Origin of the sequence: Lunatimonas salinarum (assembly GCF_017811155.1) — a bacterium.
Lineage (GTDB): Bacteria > Bacteroidota > Bacteroidia > Cytophagales > Cyclobacteriaceae > Lunatimonas > Lunatimonas salinarum.
In genome coordinates, this window is sequence record NZ_JACVCV010000007.1 from 85,410 (window position 1) to 101,691 (window position 16,282).

Sequence of the window (16,282 nt, forward strand, 5' to 3'; positions counted from 1 at the left end):
AGGGGATTATTAAATTAAGGTCAAATAATATATCGCACTTTTAAGAAGTTTGCCAGTTCTGTTAAGTTAGAATGAAGATGTAGTTACGCATTGAAAATCAGCTTAAAGGTGGTTCCGATTCCCAGTGTGGAGCGTACCTGTAAATTGCCTTTATGCCTCCGCATAATCTGCTTAGAGAGGCTTAAACCGATACCGGATCCTTTCTTTTTCGTAGTGAAGAACGGAATGAATATTTTGGCTAGCGCATCTTCTTCAATCCCCTTTCCGGTATCTGTGATCTCTATAATGATTTTTCCGTTTTCATCCAGAAATGACTCCAATTTGATCATTTTTTCAGTACTTTCTTCCAAGGCATGAATGGCATTTTGAGTAAGATTGATCAGAACTTGTTCTATCAACGAGCAATCTGCAAAAAGCAACAGGTCAGTTGGAGAGATGGATGTTTTCAAGGTTACGCCGCAAGCATCCAATTGGGGTTTTAGCAATAATTGTACGCGATCAAACAACTCAGCGATCCGTATCGCTGTAAATTTTGGGGTAGGTATATGGGCAAGACTGCGGAAATCGCTCACGAAGTTAATTAAACCCTCGCTTCGTTTCTCTATGGTAGCAATGCCCATCCTACAGTCTTCTAACTCCTCGGCAGATAAGCTGGCATTCTTGCCGGTTTTACTTTCCAAGTCCCCGCGCAGTGTGGCGGCAAGCGAGGAGATTGGTGCGATGGAATTCATGATTTCGTGAGTCAATACGCGAACGAGGTTTTGCCATGCCTCCATTTCTTTTTCTTCGAGTTCGCTCTGTATGTTTTGGAGTGAAACCAGTTTGAATTTTACGTCTCTAAGGACTAGTTCGATCACATAGACGGAAAGCTGCATGATGCCATCCGGGTGAACGATCTTTATCAACTCGCTGCCACCCGTCCTCAGGTGATGGATGGCGTGGTGAAGGTCTTTGTTTACCTGCGATACCTCTTCGATATGGTGAAGGTGCTGTATGTTCAGCATGCGTTTGGCCGCAGTGTTCATTATCTGAATGCTGCCGTCTTCTTCGAAGGTAATCAGTCCGATACTTAGGTGCTGAAATACCGTTCGGAAGTAATGGTAATTGGCCTCTTTTTCCAGTTGATCCTCCTTCAATTTTGCTAGTATCGCATTAAATTCTATATGGAGGTCATCGATTTCCGTACCGTCAAATTTTACGGGGTACACGGTGGCATAGTTGCTTTGCTTGATATTGTTCAGGAAAAGCCTGACTTTTTTGAAACTGCTTTCCCCGTATCTAACCAGATACATGGTTTGGGCAACGCCCAAAATAATTACCAACGAAATCAAAAAGACACCGGAATCGTTATGGATAAAGTAGGAAAGCACAAAGATGGTGGCCGCTAGTCCCCCAATGCGCCCAAGTAAGCCTATTTTATAGTCCATATTTCTCCAGTCTTCGATAGAGTGAAGCCCTGGTCAATCCCAAGTCTTTAGCGGCTTTTGATATATTGCCCCCATTTTTGTCGATGGCTTTCTGGATCATGTTTTTCTCAACTTCATCAAGGTTTAAGCTGTTGTTTTGAACGATTTTGTCTGATGTAGGCTTGGCAGACAAGAAGAAGAAATCCCTTCCATCCAATTCGTCACCCTCCGCCATGATAATGGCCCGTTCGATGGCGTGCTGTAATTCCCGGATGTTACCCGGCCAAGGATAACCCTGCAAAAGTTGGAGGGCATTTCCCTTAAACCCTTTAAATGACTTTCGGTATTTGTTGGTATACACTTTTAGAAAGTGCTCAGCGAGCAGAGGTATGTCGTCTTTCCTATCCCGCAAAGGGGGCAAGAATATCTCAACCGTATTGATACGGTATAATAGGTCCTGACGGAAATCGTTTTCAAGAATCATGTCGTGCAGCGGCATGTTTGTTGCGCATATTAATCGGATATCTACGGGAATGGGTTTGTTAGTGCCAATACGGGTGACCTCTCTTCTCTGCAGTACCGTAAGTAGTTTAGATTGTAGGGGTAGACCTAGGTTGCCGATTTCGTCCAAGAAGAGGGTTCCTTTGTCTGCTATCTCAAATCTGCCCGCACGGTCTTCTTTTGCGTCTGTAAATGCACCCTTTTTATGCCCAAATAACTCACTTTCAAACAGACTTTCGGTGATAGCACCCATGTCCACTGTTACGAATATTTCGTTGGCACGGTGGGAGCGATCGTGTATCGCGCGGGCTATCAACTCTTTTCCTGTGCCATTCTCCCCCAAAATCAGCACATTGGCATCTGTTTTGGCTACTTTTTCAATGATGGAAAAAACGTTCTTCATCGAAGCGCAATGGCCTATGATCTCAGAAAAAGGCTTCTTAAGATCAGCCTGTAGTTGCTTTTGCTTAGTCGACAGTATTTCCACCTGTTTGTAGCTTTCCTTGAGCTTAATCGCGGCTGACAGCGTGGCAATGAGTTTTTCATTTTGCCAGGGTTTTAGGATAAAATCCGTAGCCCCCTCTTTCAATGCCTGAACGGCCATTTCTACATCACCAAATGCAGTAATCAATACCACCACCGCCTGTGGGTCAATTTCTTTGATTTTTTTTAGCCAAAAGAACCCCTCCTTACCCGAGGTTGTGTCTTCGGTAAAATTCATGTCCAATAATATGACGTCGTAGCTGTAGTTAGTCACTAAAAAGGGGATTCTTCGGGGATCCTTTTCGATGGTTACTTCTTTGGCATGTTTCTTCATGAGCATCTTTGCCGCAAAAAGCAGATCCTCGTTATCATCCACAATTAAAATGCTACCGATGTTATTTTCTTCCATGATCTTTTTTTGATTGTATGCATACCCAAATGATGCCATTGTTAAAACACCGTCAAAATAAGGAATTTACGCCGTTTTACCTAGTTGATGTGTTCATAAACGGACGAATTTGGAGCGAATGCGAACACTTTTCGGATATTGGAGCCCTTGGCTTTTGATCGTTTTAAAAAAGGCGTACCTTTAACCTTTAATCAAACAATTATTCCATGTCAGTAGCTAGTAAAGGAAACACCGTTAAAGTACATTATAAGGGAACATTAAAAGATGGGACTGTATTCGATTCGTCGGAAAATAGAGAGCCTCTGGAATTTGTAGTGGGTGACGGAAGGATGATCAAAGGCTTTGACGCTGCCGTAAATGGCATGTCCTTAGGAGAAGATAAAACGGTCACCATTCCTTCTGTAGAAGCCTATGGTGAAAAGCGTGAAGACATGATGCTTGACGTGCCTTTGGATCAGGTTCCGCCTGAAATCAAACCCGAAGTGGGAATGGATTTGTCCATCCAAAATCAAATGGGTCAACCAACTCCGGTAAAAGTAGTACATGTGGATGAACAAAAAATAACCTTGGACGCTAACCACCCCTTGGCCGGTGAGGATTTAATTTTTGATATTAAATTGGTAGAAATCGTCTAATGCTAAGCCTTTTCGGGGACAAATAGAAAAAGCCGTTGCAGATGCTGCGGCTTTTTTTTAGTTTCCTACTTTTTCTAGTCTCGTCCCTTGAGGATGGGCGTAAATGCTTTTGGTCTTATTGTATTTCGCATTTCCGACTTCCACTACAAAGAGTTGACTGTTTGTTCCCGAAAAGTCGTAATTTTTTTGCAGGCCGTCTTTGGGCATTATCTTATCTTCCAAAATAAGGTTGCCAAGTATGTCAAAAACTCTTACGTTGGTTAGTTCATTTGAGACTTCGTCCAGCACAATCTTAAATTTCCGGCTTCCGGTCAGCTGTAAATTGAACTTTACTTCGGGAGTACTCAGGTCTTTCGGGAAGGATATCTCAGTCTCAAATCTTCTTCCGATACTCTGCGAAAGCACCTCGGAAAGAGAAAAAGGTTGTAAACCCACCCCTAGTAGGAAAAATACGAATATGTAAGCTGATCTCAGGAGTGCTTTTGCCATTTCGGCGCAAGTTGCAAAAATTTAGTCGTATTGTATGATCAATTAGTTATAAAATAACATTTTTTAACCACATCTACGGGTTGTTCCTTTTTTGAGATGGACTTCTAAATACAGAGATTTAATTTTGATATCGAGTTATCACTTGATAGGCAGTCTATTACCAGCTGGGTGGCTTTTTAAAGATGTCCACGCTGGATTCCGTGGCGAGAAAAACCCGGGAAGATGAAACGGCAATTTTTTGATAAGTGGTTGTTGGGAGTTCAAGGGCATCGGCTTCTTTGCGGGTGTAAGACCGGCGATAGGCGGTAGATCCATCCACGTAGTAGACGAACTCCTCTGTAAAATGTAGGTCAGAGTCCGGAATATCCGGTAATCGGGTAATCAGGTTTCCTTGATTGTCAAATAGGAGGATCCCCTTGCCTTGAGAATGCATTAATAGTAGATTTTTTCGTTCTGCAATGTTTACAATGCGGTGATTTTCGTTTTCTAGGATAAGTGAAAATGGTTGTTCTTGTAGGATTTCCTGCCGCCGATAATCCCATTTTATCAACCTTAGTCGGGTTTCATCCACCATCCAAATGGTGTTCGAATTGCCAAGCGTCGCCTGCCTCACCACCCCAAGGTCATGGTCTTGGATGGACACCGTAGTAATAGGTCGTAGAAAGCGATCCAAAAGCGCTATTTGTTGTAAGTCTGCCGAGAAGAGAAGAAGGTTTACTGTCCAGTTTGTTTCAAGATTGGTTAGTTTGGAGCGAATTGCCGGAGAGTAAAGGTTAAGGGAGTCTCCAGCTGCGTTATACTGTCGGACGTTCCCTTCCCGATCGGTGACGAAGAGGTGGTTGCTTCGATCGGTGGAAAGGTGGTCAATCACTCCCGGATAAATCGTGGCCATCAGTTCCCAGTCGGTCGACTGTGCCGAAACCTTTCCGAAGGCTAAGTAGCATAATAAAACTATGACTTGCATTTTCATGGATTGGTGCGATTTAGTGATAGGGGAGAAATTGATGGGAAAAAAGCAAAATTATTGGCTTGCATGGGGATTGATTCCCGTGAGACCTAGACGGGTTTGAATTGCTTTAATTCGAAATTCTGACCATTGAATATACCGTAGTGGCATTGACTCACCCATTCACCCAAGTTGTAGTACATGGAGGAACTTCCCACAGGGATCCTTAGTGGCAGATGCCTGTGTCCGAATATGTAATAGTCGAAGTGCATCTTCTTTTCCATTTCTTCGCAGTAGAGGTAAAGCCATTCTTTCTCTTTACCTTTGAAGTCATCCTCTCCTTTTTGCATGTTGCTTAGCCGACTGTTTTTTGACCAAAGGAGTGCTATTTTGATGCCAATGTCCGGATGCAACCACCTGAAAAGCCATTGACATGCCGTGTTGGTAAAGAGCTTTTTCAATACCTTATACTTGTAATCTCCGGGGCCAAGACCATCCCCATGGCCAATCAGCAACTTCTTTTGATTAACCTCAATCGATATGGGATTGTGAAATACGGGGATGTCCAGTTCATCGGTGAAATAATCTTTCATCCAAAGGTCGTGATTCCCAGTGAAGAAAAATATCGGGATTCCTTGCTCTCTCATCTGCGTGATTTTAGCGAGAAAGCGCATATGCCCTTTGGGAATAACTGTTTTGTATTCGAACCAAAAGTCGAATAAATCTCCCACCAAGAAGACAGCTGCTGCCTCGTCTTGAATAGCGCCAAGCCATTGTATGATTTTTTTTTCCCTTTCCAAAGAGCTAGAAGCGTCGGGGGTGCCAAGGTGAAAATCCGAAGCGAAAAATATTCTTTGATTGTCCTTAAGCGTTATTTTCATAAAATAGGGAAACGAACCGCTCAAAATTAAAAATTTTTCAGTTTGGAATCCGAAGTTTTCGCCCAAAATGAAACAAGGGAAGCTTTTGCTTCCCTTGTTATTTGATTAGTTCTCCTTGTTTTCAACGGCATCCGCCTTGATGTCCTCTCCGGAACTATTGGTCTCCACGGATGCCTCGACATTATCTGACGCAGGATTAGCAGCAGATGCAGGATCAGTAGATTGCGTTTCAACCACCGATTTGGTAAATTTTTCGTACGTGGTTTCTTTATCAAACGGCCTTTTTCCAATAATTGCCTCTAAGTCGGATTGAAATAAAATCTCCTTCTCCAACAGCTTTTTGGCTAGTTTCTCCAATTCAACCTTTCTTTCGGAGAGTAGCGTTTTGGTGCGGTCGTATGCGAAATTGATTAGTTTTCTTACCTCTTCATCGATGGTTTGGGCGGTTGCTTCTGAATACGGTTTGTCAAATTTGTATTCGCTCCCTTTGCTGTCATAGAATGAAACATTCCCTATTTTCTCGTTCATCCCATAAATGGATACGATGGAATAGGCCATTTTGGTGATCCGCTCTAGGTCACTTAGGGCACCGGTCGAAATTTTTCCAAATACGATTTCTTCCGCGGCCCTACCACCGAGAGCCATACACATTTCGTCAATGAGTTGCTCTGTTTGGTAAAGGAACTGCTCTTTGGGTAGGTACTGTGCATATCCCAAGGCAGCAATACCCCGTGGCACGATGCTAACCTTAACCAAGGGGTCGGCATGCTCTAGGAACCAGCCTGCTACCGCGTGGCCAGCTTCGTGGTAGGCAACGATCATTTTTTCTTCCGGAGAGATGATTTTGTTCTTTTTCTCAAGCCCACCAATCACCCGGTCCACTGCATCCTGAAAATCCTGCATGTCTACAGCAGATTTGTTTCTTCTAGCCGCAATCAGCGCTGCTTCATTGCAGACATTGGCGATTTCAGCACCTGCAAAGCCAGGGGTTTGCGCGGCCAATTTCTTCGGCTCTACGTCATCCGCTGTTTTGATAGGGCCTAGGTGAACCTTGAAAATGGCCTCCCTACCCACGATGTCCGGCTTGTCTATGCTGATCTGCCGGTCAAATCTGCCCGCTCTAAGCAGGGCGGAATCCAACACATCCGGTCGGTTGGTAGCAGCTAGCACGATCACGCCCGAATCCGTACCAAAGCCATCCATTTCCACCAACAAGGAGTTTAACGTGTTTTCCCGTTCGTCGTTTGATCCGGGCATTTGGCCTTTGCCTCTTGAACGTCCGATGGCATCGATCTCGTCTATAAATATGATACAAGGGGCTTTCTCCTTGGCTTGTTTGAAAAGATCCCGTACCCTCGCAGCACCAACCCCAACAAACATTTCCACGAAATCAGATCCAGAAAGCGTAAAGAATGGGACTCCCGCTTCTCCCGCCACCGCTTTGGCAAGAAGCGTCTTTCCCGTGCCTGGAGGGCCAATCAAGAGTGCTCCTTTCGGAATTTTTCCACCAAGTTTGGTGAACTTTGACGGATTTTTTAAGAATTCTACTATTTCCTCTACTTCCTCTTTGGCCTCGTCAAGACCTGCCACATTGTCAAAGGTAATCTTTACTTTGTTTTCGGCGTCAAACAACTGCGCCTTGGATTTGCCCACATTGAAGATCTGACCCCCGGGCCCGCTTGGGCCGGACATTCTCCGCATCATCATCCAAAACAAAAAGAAAATAAGGATAAGGAATCCAAACGAAGATATCCAATTCCCCCAGCTTTCCTCCTTTTTTGCAGTGTATCCTACACGTTGATCCTCGGGAAGCTTGCTTTCCAAATCCGTATAGGTGTCTATGAAGTTGGCTACATCGGCAATATTAATTTTATAGTGGGGTCCTGTAGCATTGTAGAAACGGTTCTGCGCCTCCAGTTCGTCGCGGTACCGTTGATTTGTAAGGGCATCTTCTTTGAGGGTTACCTCTACATAATTTTGGTTGTATACCACCACTACCTTCTTTACATCGTTTGCCAGCACCATGTCTTCAAATCGTTTCATGGTGATTTCGATCACGGCAGTGTTCTGGTTAAACCAAGTTACCCCGATCAGCACGATGACTGCCGTAATGATCAGCCAAAGCTGAAAATTGGGCTTTTGCGGAGGTTTTGGAATAAATTTTTTTGTTTTATTACTATCGCTCATTTTCCTTATATTAATAGCCTAATTTTTTTCTAAAACGAAATTAAAAACCGAAAGTTCAATTCCGCTAGTTTATTGCCGTAACTTTTGCATCTCCCCACAAGTCCTCCAATCGATAAAAACTTCTGACGTCCTCCAAGAAAATATGGACCACTACATTTACATAATCCATTAAAACCCACTGTCCGTTGGATTTGCCTTCGCTGCGCCAAGGTCGTTCTTTGTGGACTTTGATCACTTCTTCTTCTATTGACTGGGAAATGGCATCTACTTGGGTGTTTGAGCTTCCTGAGCAGATTACAAAAAAATCTGTCATTGACTGGTTAATGTTACGTAAATCCATCAAAACGATTTTGGAGGCCTTTTTTTCCTCCATCCCTTTAATTATCACTCTACTCAGCTCCTCTGCCGTCATATTTTATGCTTAGATTTGTTTTCCATTCTGCCGATCTTGCGCTATGTGTATTCCACTTTTAAATATCTTGATAACGGCGTTAAATTACTAATTAATGATGTATAAAATCCTTGCCAATACCCAATTTTTAGGTAAAGATGTCGTATACCTGACAGAGTGTCACTCTACCAATGATTTTGCGATGGATTTAGTGCGCTGCGAGAGGGCCACCCATGGAATGCTCATTTGGACACCAAATCAGCTTAAAGGAAAGGGTCAGAGAGGCAACAGGTGGTTTACTGAACCCAATAAAAACCTAACATTTTCCGTTATTTTGAAGCACGAGTCCTTCGATGTTTCCGACATCTTCCGGCTCAACATCGCTGTTTCGCTTGCGGTACATCAGGTTTTGAAGCGGTTTGTCCATTCGATTTCGATCAAATGGCCTAACGATTTTCTAGACCCTAAGGAAGGCAAAATAGGCGGCATGCTGATAGAAAATTCAATAAGCGGTCAGCAAGTCCTTTACAGTGTGGTCGGTCTTGGGATTAATGTGAATCAGCTACAGTTTCCATTTCCGGGGGCCACTTCTCTCAGTCTGCTCGCAGCACGGGATATCGATTTGAAACCCTTGCTTGAACAACTGCTGGAATCGATCGAAAGGTCCTATATGGCATTGAAGTACAAGGGGGCAAGGGGGTTGATTCAGGACTATTTGGCCCACCTATATCGATTTCAGCAGTGGGCCATGTATGATGATGGAGATCAGTTTGAAGGGAAAATAGTGGGTGTAGAAGCGGATGGGAAGCTGATTTTGCAAAAACAAAACGGAGAAACCCATCGTTATTCTTTCAAATCAATCAGATTCGTTTGATCACAATATTTTCTTTTGCCAGTCAAATGGTTAATTTTGTGGGCACAATAATGGAAAAATCAATAAGTAGTCAAATGGCAGATATTAAAGTAGAAAAATTTACCCCTTATAAAGTAAAGGACATTTCGCTAGCCGAGTATGGCCGAAAAGAAATTCGACTTGCGGAAAGCGAAATGCCCGGATTGATGGCCCTGAGAGAGGAGTTTGGTCCCTCGCAGCCGCTCAAAGGCGCTCGGATTGCCGGTTGTTTGCACATGACAATACAGACTGCGGTATTAATAGAGACGCTGATTGCGCTGGGAGCGGAAGTAACTTGGTCTTCTTGTAATATATTCTCTACACAGGATCATGCTGCCGCAGCTATTGCTGCTGCGGGGGTAAGTGTATATGCGTGGAAAGGAATGACCGAAGAGGAGTTTAACTGGTGCATCGAACAAACGCTTTTCTTTGGAGCGGATCGAAAGCCTCTCAACATGATATTGGACGATGGAGGGGACCTTACCAATATGGTGTTTGATCAATACCCGGAATTGGTAGATGGAATACGAGGACTGTCAGAGGAGACGACCACTGGGGTGCTTCGTTTATATGAGCGGATGAAGAATGGTTCTTTAGGATTGCCCGCCATAAATGTCAACGATTCAGTCACTAAATCCAAGTTTGACAATAAATATGGATGTAAGGAGTCTCTGGTAGATGCAATCCGTCGGGCAACAGACGTGATGATGGCCGGAAAAGTGGCTGTCGTAGCTGGTTATGGTGATGTGGGTAAAGGGTCTGCTGCTTCTCTACGGGGAGCCGGAGCAAGAGTGATCGTCACCGAAATAGATCCCATATGTGCCCTACAGGCAGCTATGGATGGATATGCGGTGAAGAAGATGGCTGATGCGGTCAAAGAGGCGGATATTATCGTGACTGCCACAGGGAACAAAGATATCATTCGGGAGTCTCATTTTAGAACCATGAAGGACAAGGCCATCGTGTGTAACATTGGACATTTTGACAATGAAATCGATATGGCTTGGCTCAACAAAAACTATGGACATACCAAGGATGTAATCAAGCCGCAAGTGGACCTTTATCACTTGGATGGAAAGGATATCATCGTATTGGCAGAAGGGCGATTGGTAAATCTTGGATGTGCTACAGGCCATCCGTCATTTGTAATGTCAAACTCTTTCACCAATCAGACCTTGGCACAGATAGAGCTGTGGGCAAACTCCGACCAATATGCACCCGGCGTGTATGTGCTTCCAAAGCATTTGGATGAGAAGGTAGCGGCATTGCATCTTGCCAAGCTGGGAGTGGATTTGGAGCAACTGACCCCCGATCAGGCTAAGTACATAGGGGTACCTGTTAACGGGCCTTTCAAACCTGAATATTACAGGTATTAAAAAAGAGCAATTCTTGACGGACTAGGTTTCCAGAAAACCGAATATATCAGGCATGAAAAGTGCTGTTTAGAGACGCTGTGACATCATCACGGCGTCTTTTTCATTTCCACACCTTCGTCCAACCGGATTAAGGTGTGGGTGACGCAATCACCTTCATGGTGAAAAGTCTGCCGGTGGACGATTTTTGACGCAGGATTCCGTTCAATTTCCCAAACCTCCACGCCGGATACGGGCCTTAAAAGTGGCCGGTTGATACATGGGTTTTCAAAAACCTTTGTTTCCAAAACTTCAGCCTCAAATGGCATTCCGCCCCTATTTCGACCACTTGCAGTGCCATGGCTTCTCACTCGCGCTATAGTCCCTTCGGATTCAATGATTTCAAAGGTGAAATTTGCCGCCACTCTTGTGCTGTGGTTTTTTGGGGTCACGATTAACAGGTCCTCGCTTGACTCCTCGAAGACACGTCTTTCACGGTTCAGTCCCACCAGCCGCAATATTCTAGTTCCAAGCACTTGATGATTTTCAAATCGGTAATTTTCAAACGAAACAATGACAGAGTCTCCCGTGGTCAGCGGGACGTTTGAATAACGAATTAAAACGTTGCCTATGCGGTTGTTGGAGGTGGTTTCGCAGGCATTTTCTTCAAATATTAACGCTATATCCCCGGTTTGTTCATCTACAGAAATAGTCGGACAATCTGGCAGGTGTAGGTCGGGATCTTGCTGGAGGAAAAAGGTTGGGCGCTGAATTATGAAGGGGAGGTGCTCGTCCAAGATTTTGGAAACCATGTACATTTCCTCTCCCTCAAACGATTGGTCGGTTTGTAGCCTGATCCCTTCGTCGCTGTTGCAACCCACTCCCAAAGCAGCCAATAGAATAATTAGGTGCCTTTCGATCTTTTTAGTCATATGATTATGATTGGTATTAAGCGGTCTCAAAGGATTCTAATAAATAGGGGAGATCTTACGAAATAGGCGAAATCCTCGCTCCTATTTCAAACTAATAGCGGTGTATCACGTGTGTCCCTTCCCGTTACTCCATTCGCCTCCAAGAAAGAATCCCGCATGGTTTACGCTTATTCACAAAATTAACGTATCTTGAGGATAAAAAATTATTGAAATAGGGATAAAGGTGTTTTTGCTTTTGCGAAGCCCTGAAAATGAGGACTAACGATATGAATGGAATGCTACGTGCCGATGCCTTGAGCGGCAAGGTAATTTTGGTTACCGGAGGAGGCACCGGGTTAGGTAAATCGATGGCGGGTTATTTTTTGGATTTGGGCGCTAAGGTGATAATTGCCAGTAGAAAACTGGAGGTGTTGGAAGCATCGGCAGTTGACCTGATGGAACAGCATGGAGGGGAGGTTATTCCCTTGGCCTGCGACATCAGTAACGCTGCCGAGGTGGATCAAATGTTTCAAACAGCCATTGATAGGATGGGAAAGGTCGATGCCGTACTGAATAATGCAGCTGCCAATTTCATCAGTCCTACAGAGCGATTGTCTTCGAGAGCTTTTCGTGTAATCGTGGATATTGTGCTGATGGGTACGGTAAATATGACCCTTACCGCCGGGAAATATTGGATTGCAAATAGGTTGCCCGGAAGCTTTTTGAATATGGTGACCACATACGCATTCACGGGTTCCGGTTATGTGGTTCCGAGTGCTGCGGCTAAGGCAGGTGTCCTGGCGATTACTCGATCTCTCGCAGTAGAGTGGGCTAAGTACAACATTCGATCCAATGCGATTGCTCCTGGTCCTTTTCCGACCGAGGGTGCTTGGTCGAGGTTACTGCCGGGAAAATTGGTCGAGGAATTTGATCCTGCAAAGAAGGTTCCTCTAGGGCGTGTCGGTGAACATCAGGAATTGGCAAATCTGGCGGCTTATTTGGTTTCTGATTTTTCGGCATTCATTAACGGTGAAGTTATCACCATCGATGGAGGGGAATGGATTAAGGGAGCGGGGGAATTCAATGGTTTTGATGCGGTGCCCCAAGAAACATGGGATCAGCTGAACCCAAAAAGGAAAAAGTAAGGGGCCTTTATTCCAATAGTTTATTCGTATCCTTGAATACCGCTGGCCGCTTGGGGGGCAGTATCAGCGAATTGTCCCAATTGCGGAGTACTTTTTGAATGTTCCTTTGATCCAATGCAGTTGTTTCAATGAAATACCAGTTGTCGCGATTTTCCGTTCCCACTGCAATCAGCGATGATTCGATCGTAATAAGTCCCTCCGGTACGCTTACTGTCGAGATAATGGGGACTATTGCATGGGTTTCATTGCCCACCTCTACGGCTTCTATCGGGCCCTTAATGGTGATATCCTGCAGGTAATGACCTTTTTCAGTTTCGGATTCCCGCAAAGCGGCGAGCATATTTTTCATTTTTAGAGGGCCGCCGGCCTTTTGCACTAGTTCAGGATAGGTCATATCCAGTAGCATATCCAAATCGGAATTTACCTGCGCATACGCATAAATTTGGGCTGCTGTTCGTATCTCTTCTGCCGTCTGACTGTAAACTGAGGGACCGCAGACCATGCATACAGGCAATAATAATGAAAAAAGTAGACTACGCATACGTGGTGTTTTGGACAAAAATAGCGGGTTTTGCTGCTTTTTCAAAACGTTGTTACCGCCCAGTAGTACAATGGAAGCCCGATGGTGATGTTTAGCGGAAAGGTGATCGCCAAGGCCATCGGTAGGAAGATACCTGGATTTGCCTTTGGGACAGCAATCTTCATCGCTGCCGGGACAGCAATGTAAGAAGCACTCGCAGCCAAGATGGCAAACATGAACCTGTCACCGGGTTCTGTGGAGATATATTGACTTAACCACGAAACCCATAATCCGTTGAAGAGCGGCATTAGAATAGCAAAAGATGTGGTGGTCCATCCGGTGGTCAAGAAGTCCTTTATTTTTTTACCACTGCTGATTCCCATGTCCAATAAGAATATGGCTAGGAATCCCTTGAAAATATCGGTCGTAAACGGTTTGATCCCTTCCGCCTGCGCATCACTTGCCAAACTGCCTATCACCAGGCTACCCAATATCAAAATCACGCTGCCGTTTGTCAGTGCATGTTTTATAGTGTCTTTCATTCCAACACTCTGCGAGGGCAATGGGGAAAATAGTCGCACCAATAAAACCCCCACGATGATCGCAGGGGCCTCCATAAAGGCCATTACCGCCACCATGTATCCGCTAAAGTGTACCTCCAAGATCTCCAGGTAACTTACCGCTGTCACGAAGGTAACTGCACTGACTGACCCGTAGGCTGCCGCTATCGCACCGGAGTTTTCGACACCGAGCTTTCGACGCAGCATGTAAAATGCAAAAATGGGTATGACGCCCGCAATGAACAAACCGAAAAGTATTCCCCATACAATCTCCATACTAAATTCACTGTGCGCAAGTTCTTGCCCCCCTTTAAAACCAATCGAAAATAGGAGGTAGAGGGAGATGAATTTGCTGGAATTTTGGGGGATAGTTAGATCACTCTTTAACTGAACAGACAACAAACCCAGCGCAAAAAATAGAAAGGCTGGGTTCGTTAAATTATCTGCTAAAAGGTCTAGGTTCATGCTAAATACCTTGGGGAATACTCAATTTCCTTCACCACGGCGTTTTCAGCTTTGTTTACGATAAGTCCTTTTAATGCCATATTACGCTGTTCAATATAGGAGGACAATGTCGTATGCTGCTGCAAGGTTTCCATTTGTCTAATTAGATTTCGTTCAGCAATTTTTTTGGCCTTGTTTTGATAGTCCGCCTTTTCAAAATCGGTATACGAAACCTCTTGGGAATAAATTTCCTCTAGTACCTGATCGATGAAAAATTCGCAAGGCCTCGAGCGATCAATTACATTTTGGATGAAAGGACAATTGACATCCTGAAACAACCGGATTTCTTCTATATTCAACCGCTCCAGCGTTGTCCTAAGTTGTTCAGCCTGATCCTGTTTGTGAAGGTGGAGGCCTAGACCCAGAGAAGTTACGTAGTAGTTGACTACATTTTCATGGTAGGTCTTTTTGGTGATAAAATGTTCCAGATGACTAGTCGGGCAGATGAGATTTAGTATCCTGTTCATTTTCGAGTTTTATTTTTTACAAATTTTGAAAATTGATTTCATTTATTTTTATTTATGTTTTTAATAATAAGTATAAAAAAATATGAACTTCACCCTGCATCAGCTTCAAGTTTTTTTGAAAGTGTCTGAAACCAAGAGTATTACCAAGGCAGCGGAGGAGCTCTACTTGACGCAACCGGCAGTGTCCATTCAGCTAAAAAACTTTCAGGATCAGTTCGATATTCCACTCACCGAGGTGGTTGGACGCCAATTATATGTCACTGATTTCGGTCAAGAGATTGCGGTTGCCGCCCAAGCGATCATCGATCAAGTCAATGCGATAAACTATAAATTGGCAGCCTACAAAGGGCAGCTTTCTGGAAGATTAAAGATAGCATCTGTTTCCACCGGAAAGTATGTGATCCCTTATTTTCTATCGGGGTTTCTTCAGCAAAATCCTCAAGTCGAACTTAAACTCGATGTTACCAACAAGGCACAGGTTCTAAACAGCTTGGCGGAAAATGAAATAGACTTCGCCTTGGTGTCTATTTTGCCCGATAAGCTTCCTGTTCAGGCGGTTCCGCTCATGGAAAATAAACTGTATCTGGTATCGGGTAAGGAGTTCGCCTCGGAGGCCGACGGTTTGGGAATAGAGCTCTTTCAACAGTTGACGCTTATCTATCGCGAACAGGGTTCCGGTACACGCATTACCATGGAGGATTTTTTAAATAGAATGAAAATACCCGTTCGGAAAACACTCGTGCTGACTTCCAATGAGGCCGTTAAGCAGGCTGTCATCGCAGGACTTGGATGTTCCATAATGCCTATTATCGGGATCAAAAATGAGCTCAAACTGGGTGAGCTTCGGATTATTCAGGTCGAGGGCCTGCCAATCCAAACTTATTGGAACCTCATTTACTTGAAAAGCAAACGCCTCTCTCCTGCTGCCGAGGCCTTTTTGGCCTATGTGGAAAGGGAAAAGAAACTGATCATCGATCAACATTTTCGATAATCTGGGATCAAGCATAGGACAAGCGGTTTATGAATTAAATCAAAAATTCTGTACTTTTAACCATTAGAACCTTTGTAGTTTTATTTCGTAAAAAAAAACGTTGAAGTCGGGTATAAAAATAGGGCTCCTTTTTTGCTATGTGTTTTTCAACGCAGGGATGAGTTATTCCCTGCATTTTTGCGAAGATAAATTTGAACGGATCAATCTCTATGCGCAAGCTGAAACCTGCTGTGAAACAGCAGATCCTATGCCAGGCTGTTGCGACGATGTTTCTGACCTAGAGCTTCCCAATACCGACCAACAGATTGCTGACTTTCTGGATTTTCACTCCACGTCTGCGGGTTTTCCGCACTATCCTGTCAATTTCAATTACTCCGATATCATTTTCCAAGCCGACGGGAAGCTTGGATTTACCGATTCTTCTCCCCCGAAGTTTCATAACATTCCCATAATAATTTTTTGCCAGGTATTCCGGATTTGATTCCTTCTCAGTAAGGGAAAAGCAAGGCAGAGGGCACAAAGAATCCTGTATTGATAAAGGATCTTAGGTAGAATCTTTTGCGGGTGAAGGATTAGTTGAAGCCAATTTCTCAAATCACACACCGCCTTTCA

At 44.2% G+C, this 16,282-nt stretch carries 17 protein-coding genes; 6 read left to right on the top strand and 11 right to left on the bottom strand.

Features of this window, described 5'->3' with window-relative positions:
- Positions 1 to 83: 83 nt before the first annotated feature.
- Together IAQ59_RS10195 and IAQ59_RS10200 are read right to left on the bottom strand one after the other, a co-directional pair.
- Positions 84 to 1,427: a sensor histidine kinase gene (locus IAQ59_RS10195; protein WP_209330702.1), complete on the bottom strand. Its 1,344-nt coding sequence runs from the start codon at positions 1,425 to 1,427 to the stop codon at positions 84 to 86.
- Positions 1,417 to 2,799 (bottom strand): sigma-54-dependent transcriptional regulator, encoded by a 1,383-nt coding sequence (locus IAQ59_RS10200; RefSeq protein WP_209330703.1) that lies wholly within the window; start codon positions 2,797 to 2,799, stop codon positions 1,417 to 1,419. Before IAQ59_RS10200 ends, IAQ59_RS10195 begins: the two co-directional genes overlap by 11 nt.
- Positions 2,800 to 3,005: 206 nt before the next feature.
- On the opposite strand from IAQ59_RS10200, the gene IAQ59_RS10205 reads away from it, so the two are divergent.
- Positions 3,006 to 3,434 (top strand): FKBP-type peptidyl-prolyl cis-trans isomerase, encoded by a 429-nt coding sequence (locus IAQ59_RS10205; RefSeq protein WP_209330704.1) that lies wholly within the window; start codon positions 3,006 to 3,008, stop codon positions 3,432 to 3,434.
- A 57-nt stretch (positions 3,435 to 3,491) separates the two neighbouring features.
- Here the strand turns inward: IAQ59_RS10205 and IAQ59_RS10210 are convergent, their stop codons facing one another.
- From IAQ59_RS10210 to rsfS, 5 genes are all read right to left on the bottom strand, one after another.
- The gene (locus tag IAQ59_RS10210) at positions 3,492 to 3,923 is read right to left on the bottom strand and encodes a hypothetical protein (RefSeq protein ID WP_245189535.1); all 432 of its coding nucleotides are present in this window, start codon (positions 3,921 to 3,923) and stop codon (positions 3,492 to 3,494) included.
- Between the two features lie 157 nt (positions 3,924 to 4,080).
- Positions 4,081 to 4,887, bottom strand: coding sequence for a hypothetical protein (locus tag IAQ59_RS10215; protein WP_209330705.1), 807 nt, complete (start codon positions 4,885 to 4,887; stop codon positions 4,081 to 4,083).
- A gap of 92 nt (positions 4,888 to 4,979) precedes the next feature.
- A complete protein-coding gene (locus IAQ59_RS10220; RefSeq protein ID WP_209330706.1) occupies positions 4,980 to 5,750 on the bottom strand; it encodes a UDP-2,3-diacylglucosamine diphosphatase in 771 nt (256 codons plus the stop codon).
- Positions 5,751 to 5,855: 105 nt separating this feature from the next.
- The gene (gene ftsH / locus IAQ59_RS10225; RefSeq protein WP_209330707.1) at positions 5,856 to 7,937 is read right to left on the bottom strand and encodes an ATP-dependent zinc metalloprotease FtsH; all 2,082 of its coding nucleotides are present in this window, start codon (positions 7,935 to 7,937) and stop codon (positions 5,856 to 5,858) included.
- Positions 7,938 to 8,001: 64 nt separating this feature from the next.
- Positions 8,002 to 8,349 (bottom strand): ribosome silencing factor, encoded by a 348-nt coding sequence (gene rsfS, locus IAQ59_RS10230; RefSeq protein ID WP_209330708.1) that lies wholly within the window; start codon positions 8,347 to 8,349, stop codon positions 8,002 to 8,004.
- Positions 8,350 to 8,443: 94 nt separating this feature from the next.
- On the opposite strand from rsfS, the gene IAQ59_RS10235 reads away from it, so the two are divergent.
- Entirely contained in the window at positions 8,444 to 9,202 is a 759-nt protein-coding gene (locus tag IAQ59_RS10235; protein WP_209330709.1) for a biotin--[acetyl-CoA-carboxylase] ligase, read from the top strand.
- A gap of 74 nt (positions 9,203 to 9,276) precedes the next feature.
- Positions 9,277 to 10,596: an adenosylhomocysteinase gene (gene ahcY, locus IAQ59_RS10240; RefSeq protein ID WP_209330710.1), complete on the top strand. Its 1,320-nt coding sequence runs from the start codon at positions 9,277 to 9,279 to the stop codon at positions 10,594 to 10,596.
- An 86-nt stretch (positions 10,597 to 10,682) separates the two neighbouring features.
- Here the strand turns inward: ahcY and IAQ59_RS10245 are convergent, their stop codons facing one another.
- The gene (locus IAQ59_RS10245) at positions 10,683 to 11,504 is read right to left on the bottom strand and encodes a hypothetical protein (protein WP_209330711.1); all 822 of its coding nucleotides are present in this window, start codon (positions 11,502 to 11,504) and stop codon (positions 10,683 to 10,685) included.
- A 266-nt stretch (positions 11,505 to 11,770) separates the two neighbouring features.
- Here IAQ59_RS10245 and IAQ59_RS10250 point away from each other — a divergent pair, with 266 nt between their 5' ends.
- Positions 11,771 to 12,628: an SDR family oxidoreductase gene (locus IAQ59_RS10250; RefSeq protein WP_209330712.1), complete on the top strand. Its 858-nt coding sequence runs from the start codon at positions 11,771 to 11,773 to the stop codon at positions 12,626 to 12,628.
- Between the two features lie 7 nt (positions 12,629 to 12,635).
- On the opposite strand, the gene IAQ59_RS10255 is transcribed toward IAQ59_RS10250, so the two are convergent.
- From IAQ59_RS10255 to IAQ59_RS10265, 3 genes are read right to left on the bottom strand one after another with little or no spacing between them, the layout of a single operon-like run.
- Complete coding sequence (locus IAQ59_RS10255) at positions 12,636 to 13,169, bottom strand: hypothetical protein (protein ID WP_209330713.1); 534 nt, start codon at positions 13,167 to 13,169, stop codon at positions 12,636 to 12,638.
- 41 nt (positions 13,170 to 13,210) lie between these two features.
- Positions 13,211 to 14,173, bottom strand: a complete 963-nt coding sequence (locus IAQ59_RS10260) for a sodium-dependent bicarbonate transport family permease (RefSeq protein WP_209330714.1) — start codon at positions 14,171 to 14,173, stop codon at positions 13,211 to 13,213.
- A complete protein-coding gene (locus IAQ59_RS10265; protein ID WP_209330715.1) occupies positions 14,170 to 14,679 on the bottom strand; it encodes a hypothetical protein in 510 nt (169 codons plus the stop codon). The genes IAQ59_RS10260 and IAQ59_RS10265 overlap by 4 nt, the downstream gene beginning before the upstream one ends.
- 82 nt (positions 14,680 to 14,761) lie before the next feature.
- Here IAQ59_RS10265 and IAQ59_RS10270 point away from each other — a divergent pair, with 82 nt between their 5' ends.
- Together IAQ59_RS10270 and IAQ59_RS10275 are read left to right on the top strand one after the other, a co-directional pair.
- Positions 14,762 to 15,670 carry a LysR family transcriptional regulator gene (locus IAQ59_RS10270; protein WP_209330716.1) on the top strand — a complete coding sequence of 303 codons (909 nt, stop codon included), beginning with the start codon at positions 14,762 to 14,764 and terminating at the stop codon, positions 15,668 to 15,670.
- 100 nt (positions 15,671 to 15,770) lie between these two features.
- The gene (locus IAQ59_RS10275; RefSeq protein ID WP_209330717.1) at positions 15,771 to 16,151 is read left to right on the top strand and encodes an HYC_CC_PP family protein; all 381 of its coding nucleotides are present in this window, start codon (positions 15,771 to 15,773) and stop codon (positions 16,149 to 16,151) included.
- Positions 16,152 to 16,282 lie beyond the last annotated feature (131 nt).

What these genes read in the sequence shown, in the direction of transcription:
- IAQ59_RS10205 (WP_209330704.1), top strand. Translation starts at nt 3,006, where the DNA reads ATGTCAGTAGCTAGTAAAGGAAACACCGTTAAAGTACATTATAAGGGA.
- IAQ59_RS10200 (WP_209330703.1), bottom strand. Translation starts at nt 2,799, where the DNA reads ATGGAAGAAAATAACATCGGTAGCATTTTAATTGTGGATGATAACGAG.
- ftsH (WP_209330707.1), bottom strand. Translation starts at nt 7,937, where the DNA reads ATGAGCGATAGTAATAAAACAAAAAAATTTATTCCAAAACCTCCGCAA.
- rsfS (WP_209330708.1), bottom strand. Translation starts at nt 8,349, where the DNA reads ATGACGGCAGAGGAGCTGAGTAGAGTGATAATTAAAGGGATGGAGGAA.
- IAQ59_RS10270 (WP_209330716.1), top strand. Translation starts at nt 14,762, where the DNA reads ATGAACTTCACCCTGCATCAGCTTCAAGTTTTTTTGAAAGTGTCTGAA.
- IAQ59_RS10220 (WP_209330706.1), bottom strand. Translation starts at nt 5,750, where the DNA reads ATGAAAATAACGCTTAAGGACAATCAAAGAATATTTTTCGCTTCGGAT.
- IAQ59_RS10210 (WP_245189535.1), bottom strand. Translation starts at nt 3,923, where the DNA reads ATGGCAAAAGCACTCCTGAGATCAGCTTACATATTCGTATTTTTCCTA.
- ahcY (WP_209330710.1), top strand. Translation starts at nt 9,277, where the DNA reads ATGGCAGATATTAAAGTAGAAAAATTTACCCCTTATAAAGTAAAGGAC.
- IAQ59_RS10195 (WP_209330702.1), bottom strand. Translation starts at nt 1,427, where the DNA reads ATGGACTATAAAATAGGCTTACTTGGGCGCATTGGGGGACTAGCGGCC.
- IAQ59_RS10265 (WP_209330715.1), bottom strand. Translation starts at nt 14,679, where the DNA reads ATGAACAGGATACTAAATCTCATCTGCCCGACTAGTCATCTGGAACAT.
- IAQ59_RS10250 (WP_209330712.1), top strand. Translation starts at nt 11,771, where the DNA reads ATGAATGGAATGCTACGTGCCGATGCCTTGAGCGGCAAGGTAATTTTG.
- IAQ59_RS10260 (WP_209330714.1), bottom strand. Translation starts at nt 14,173, where the DNA reads ATGAACCTAGACCTTTTAGCAGATAATTTAACGAACCCAGCCTTTCTA.
- IAQ59_RS10245 (WP_209330711.1), bottom strand. Translation starts at nt 11,504, where the DNA reads ATGACTAAAAAGATCGAAAGGCACCTAATTATTCTATTGGCTGCTTTG.
- IAQ59_RS10255 (WP_209330713.1), bottom strand. Translation starts at nt 13,169, where the DNA reads ATGCGTAGTCTACTTTTTTCATTATTATTGCCTGTATGCATGGTCTGC.
- IAQ59_RS10215 (WP_209330705.1), bottom strand. Translation starts at nt 4,887, where the DNA reads ATGCAAGTCATAGTTTTATTATGCTACTTAGCCTTCGGAAAGGTTTCG.
- IAQ59_RS10235 (WP_209330709.1), top strand. Translation starts at nt 8,444, where the DNA reads ATGATGTATAAAATCCTTGCCAATACCCAATTTTTAGGTAAAGATGTC.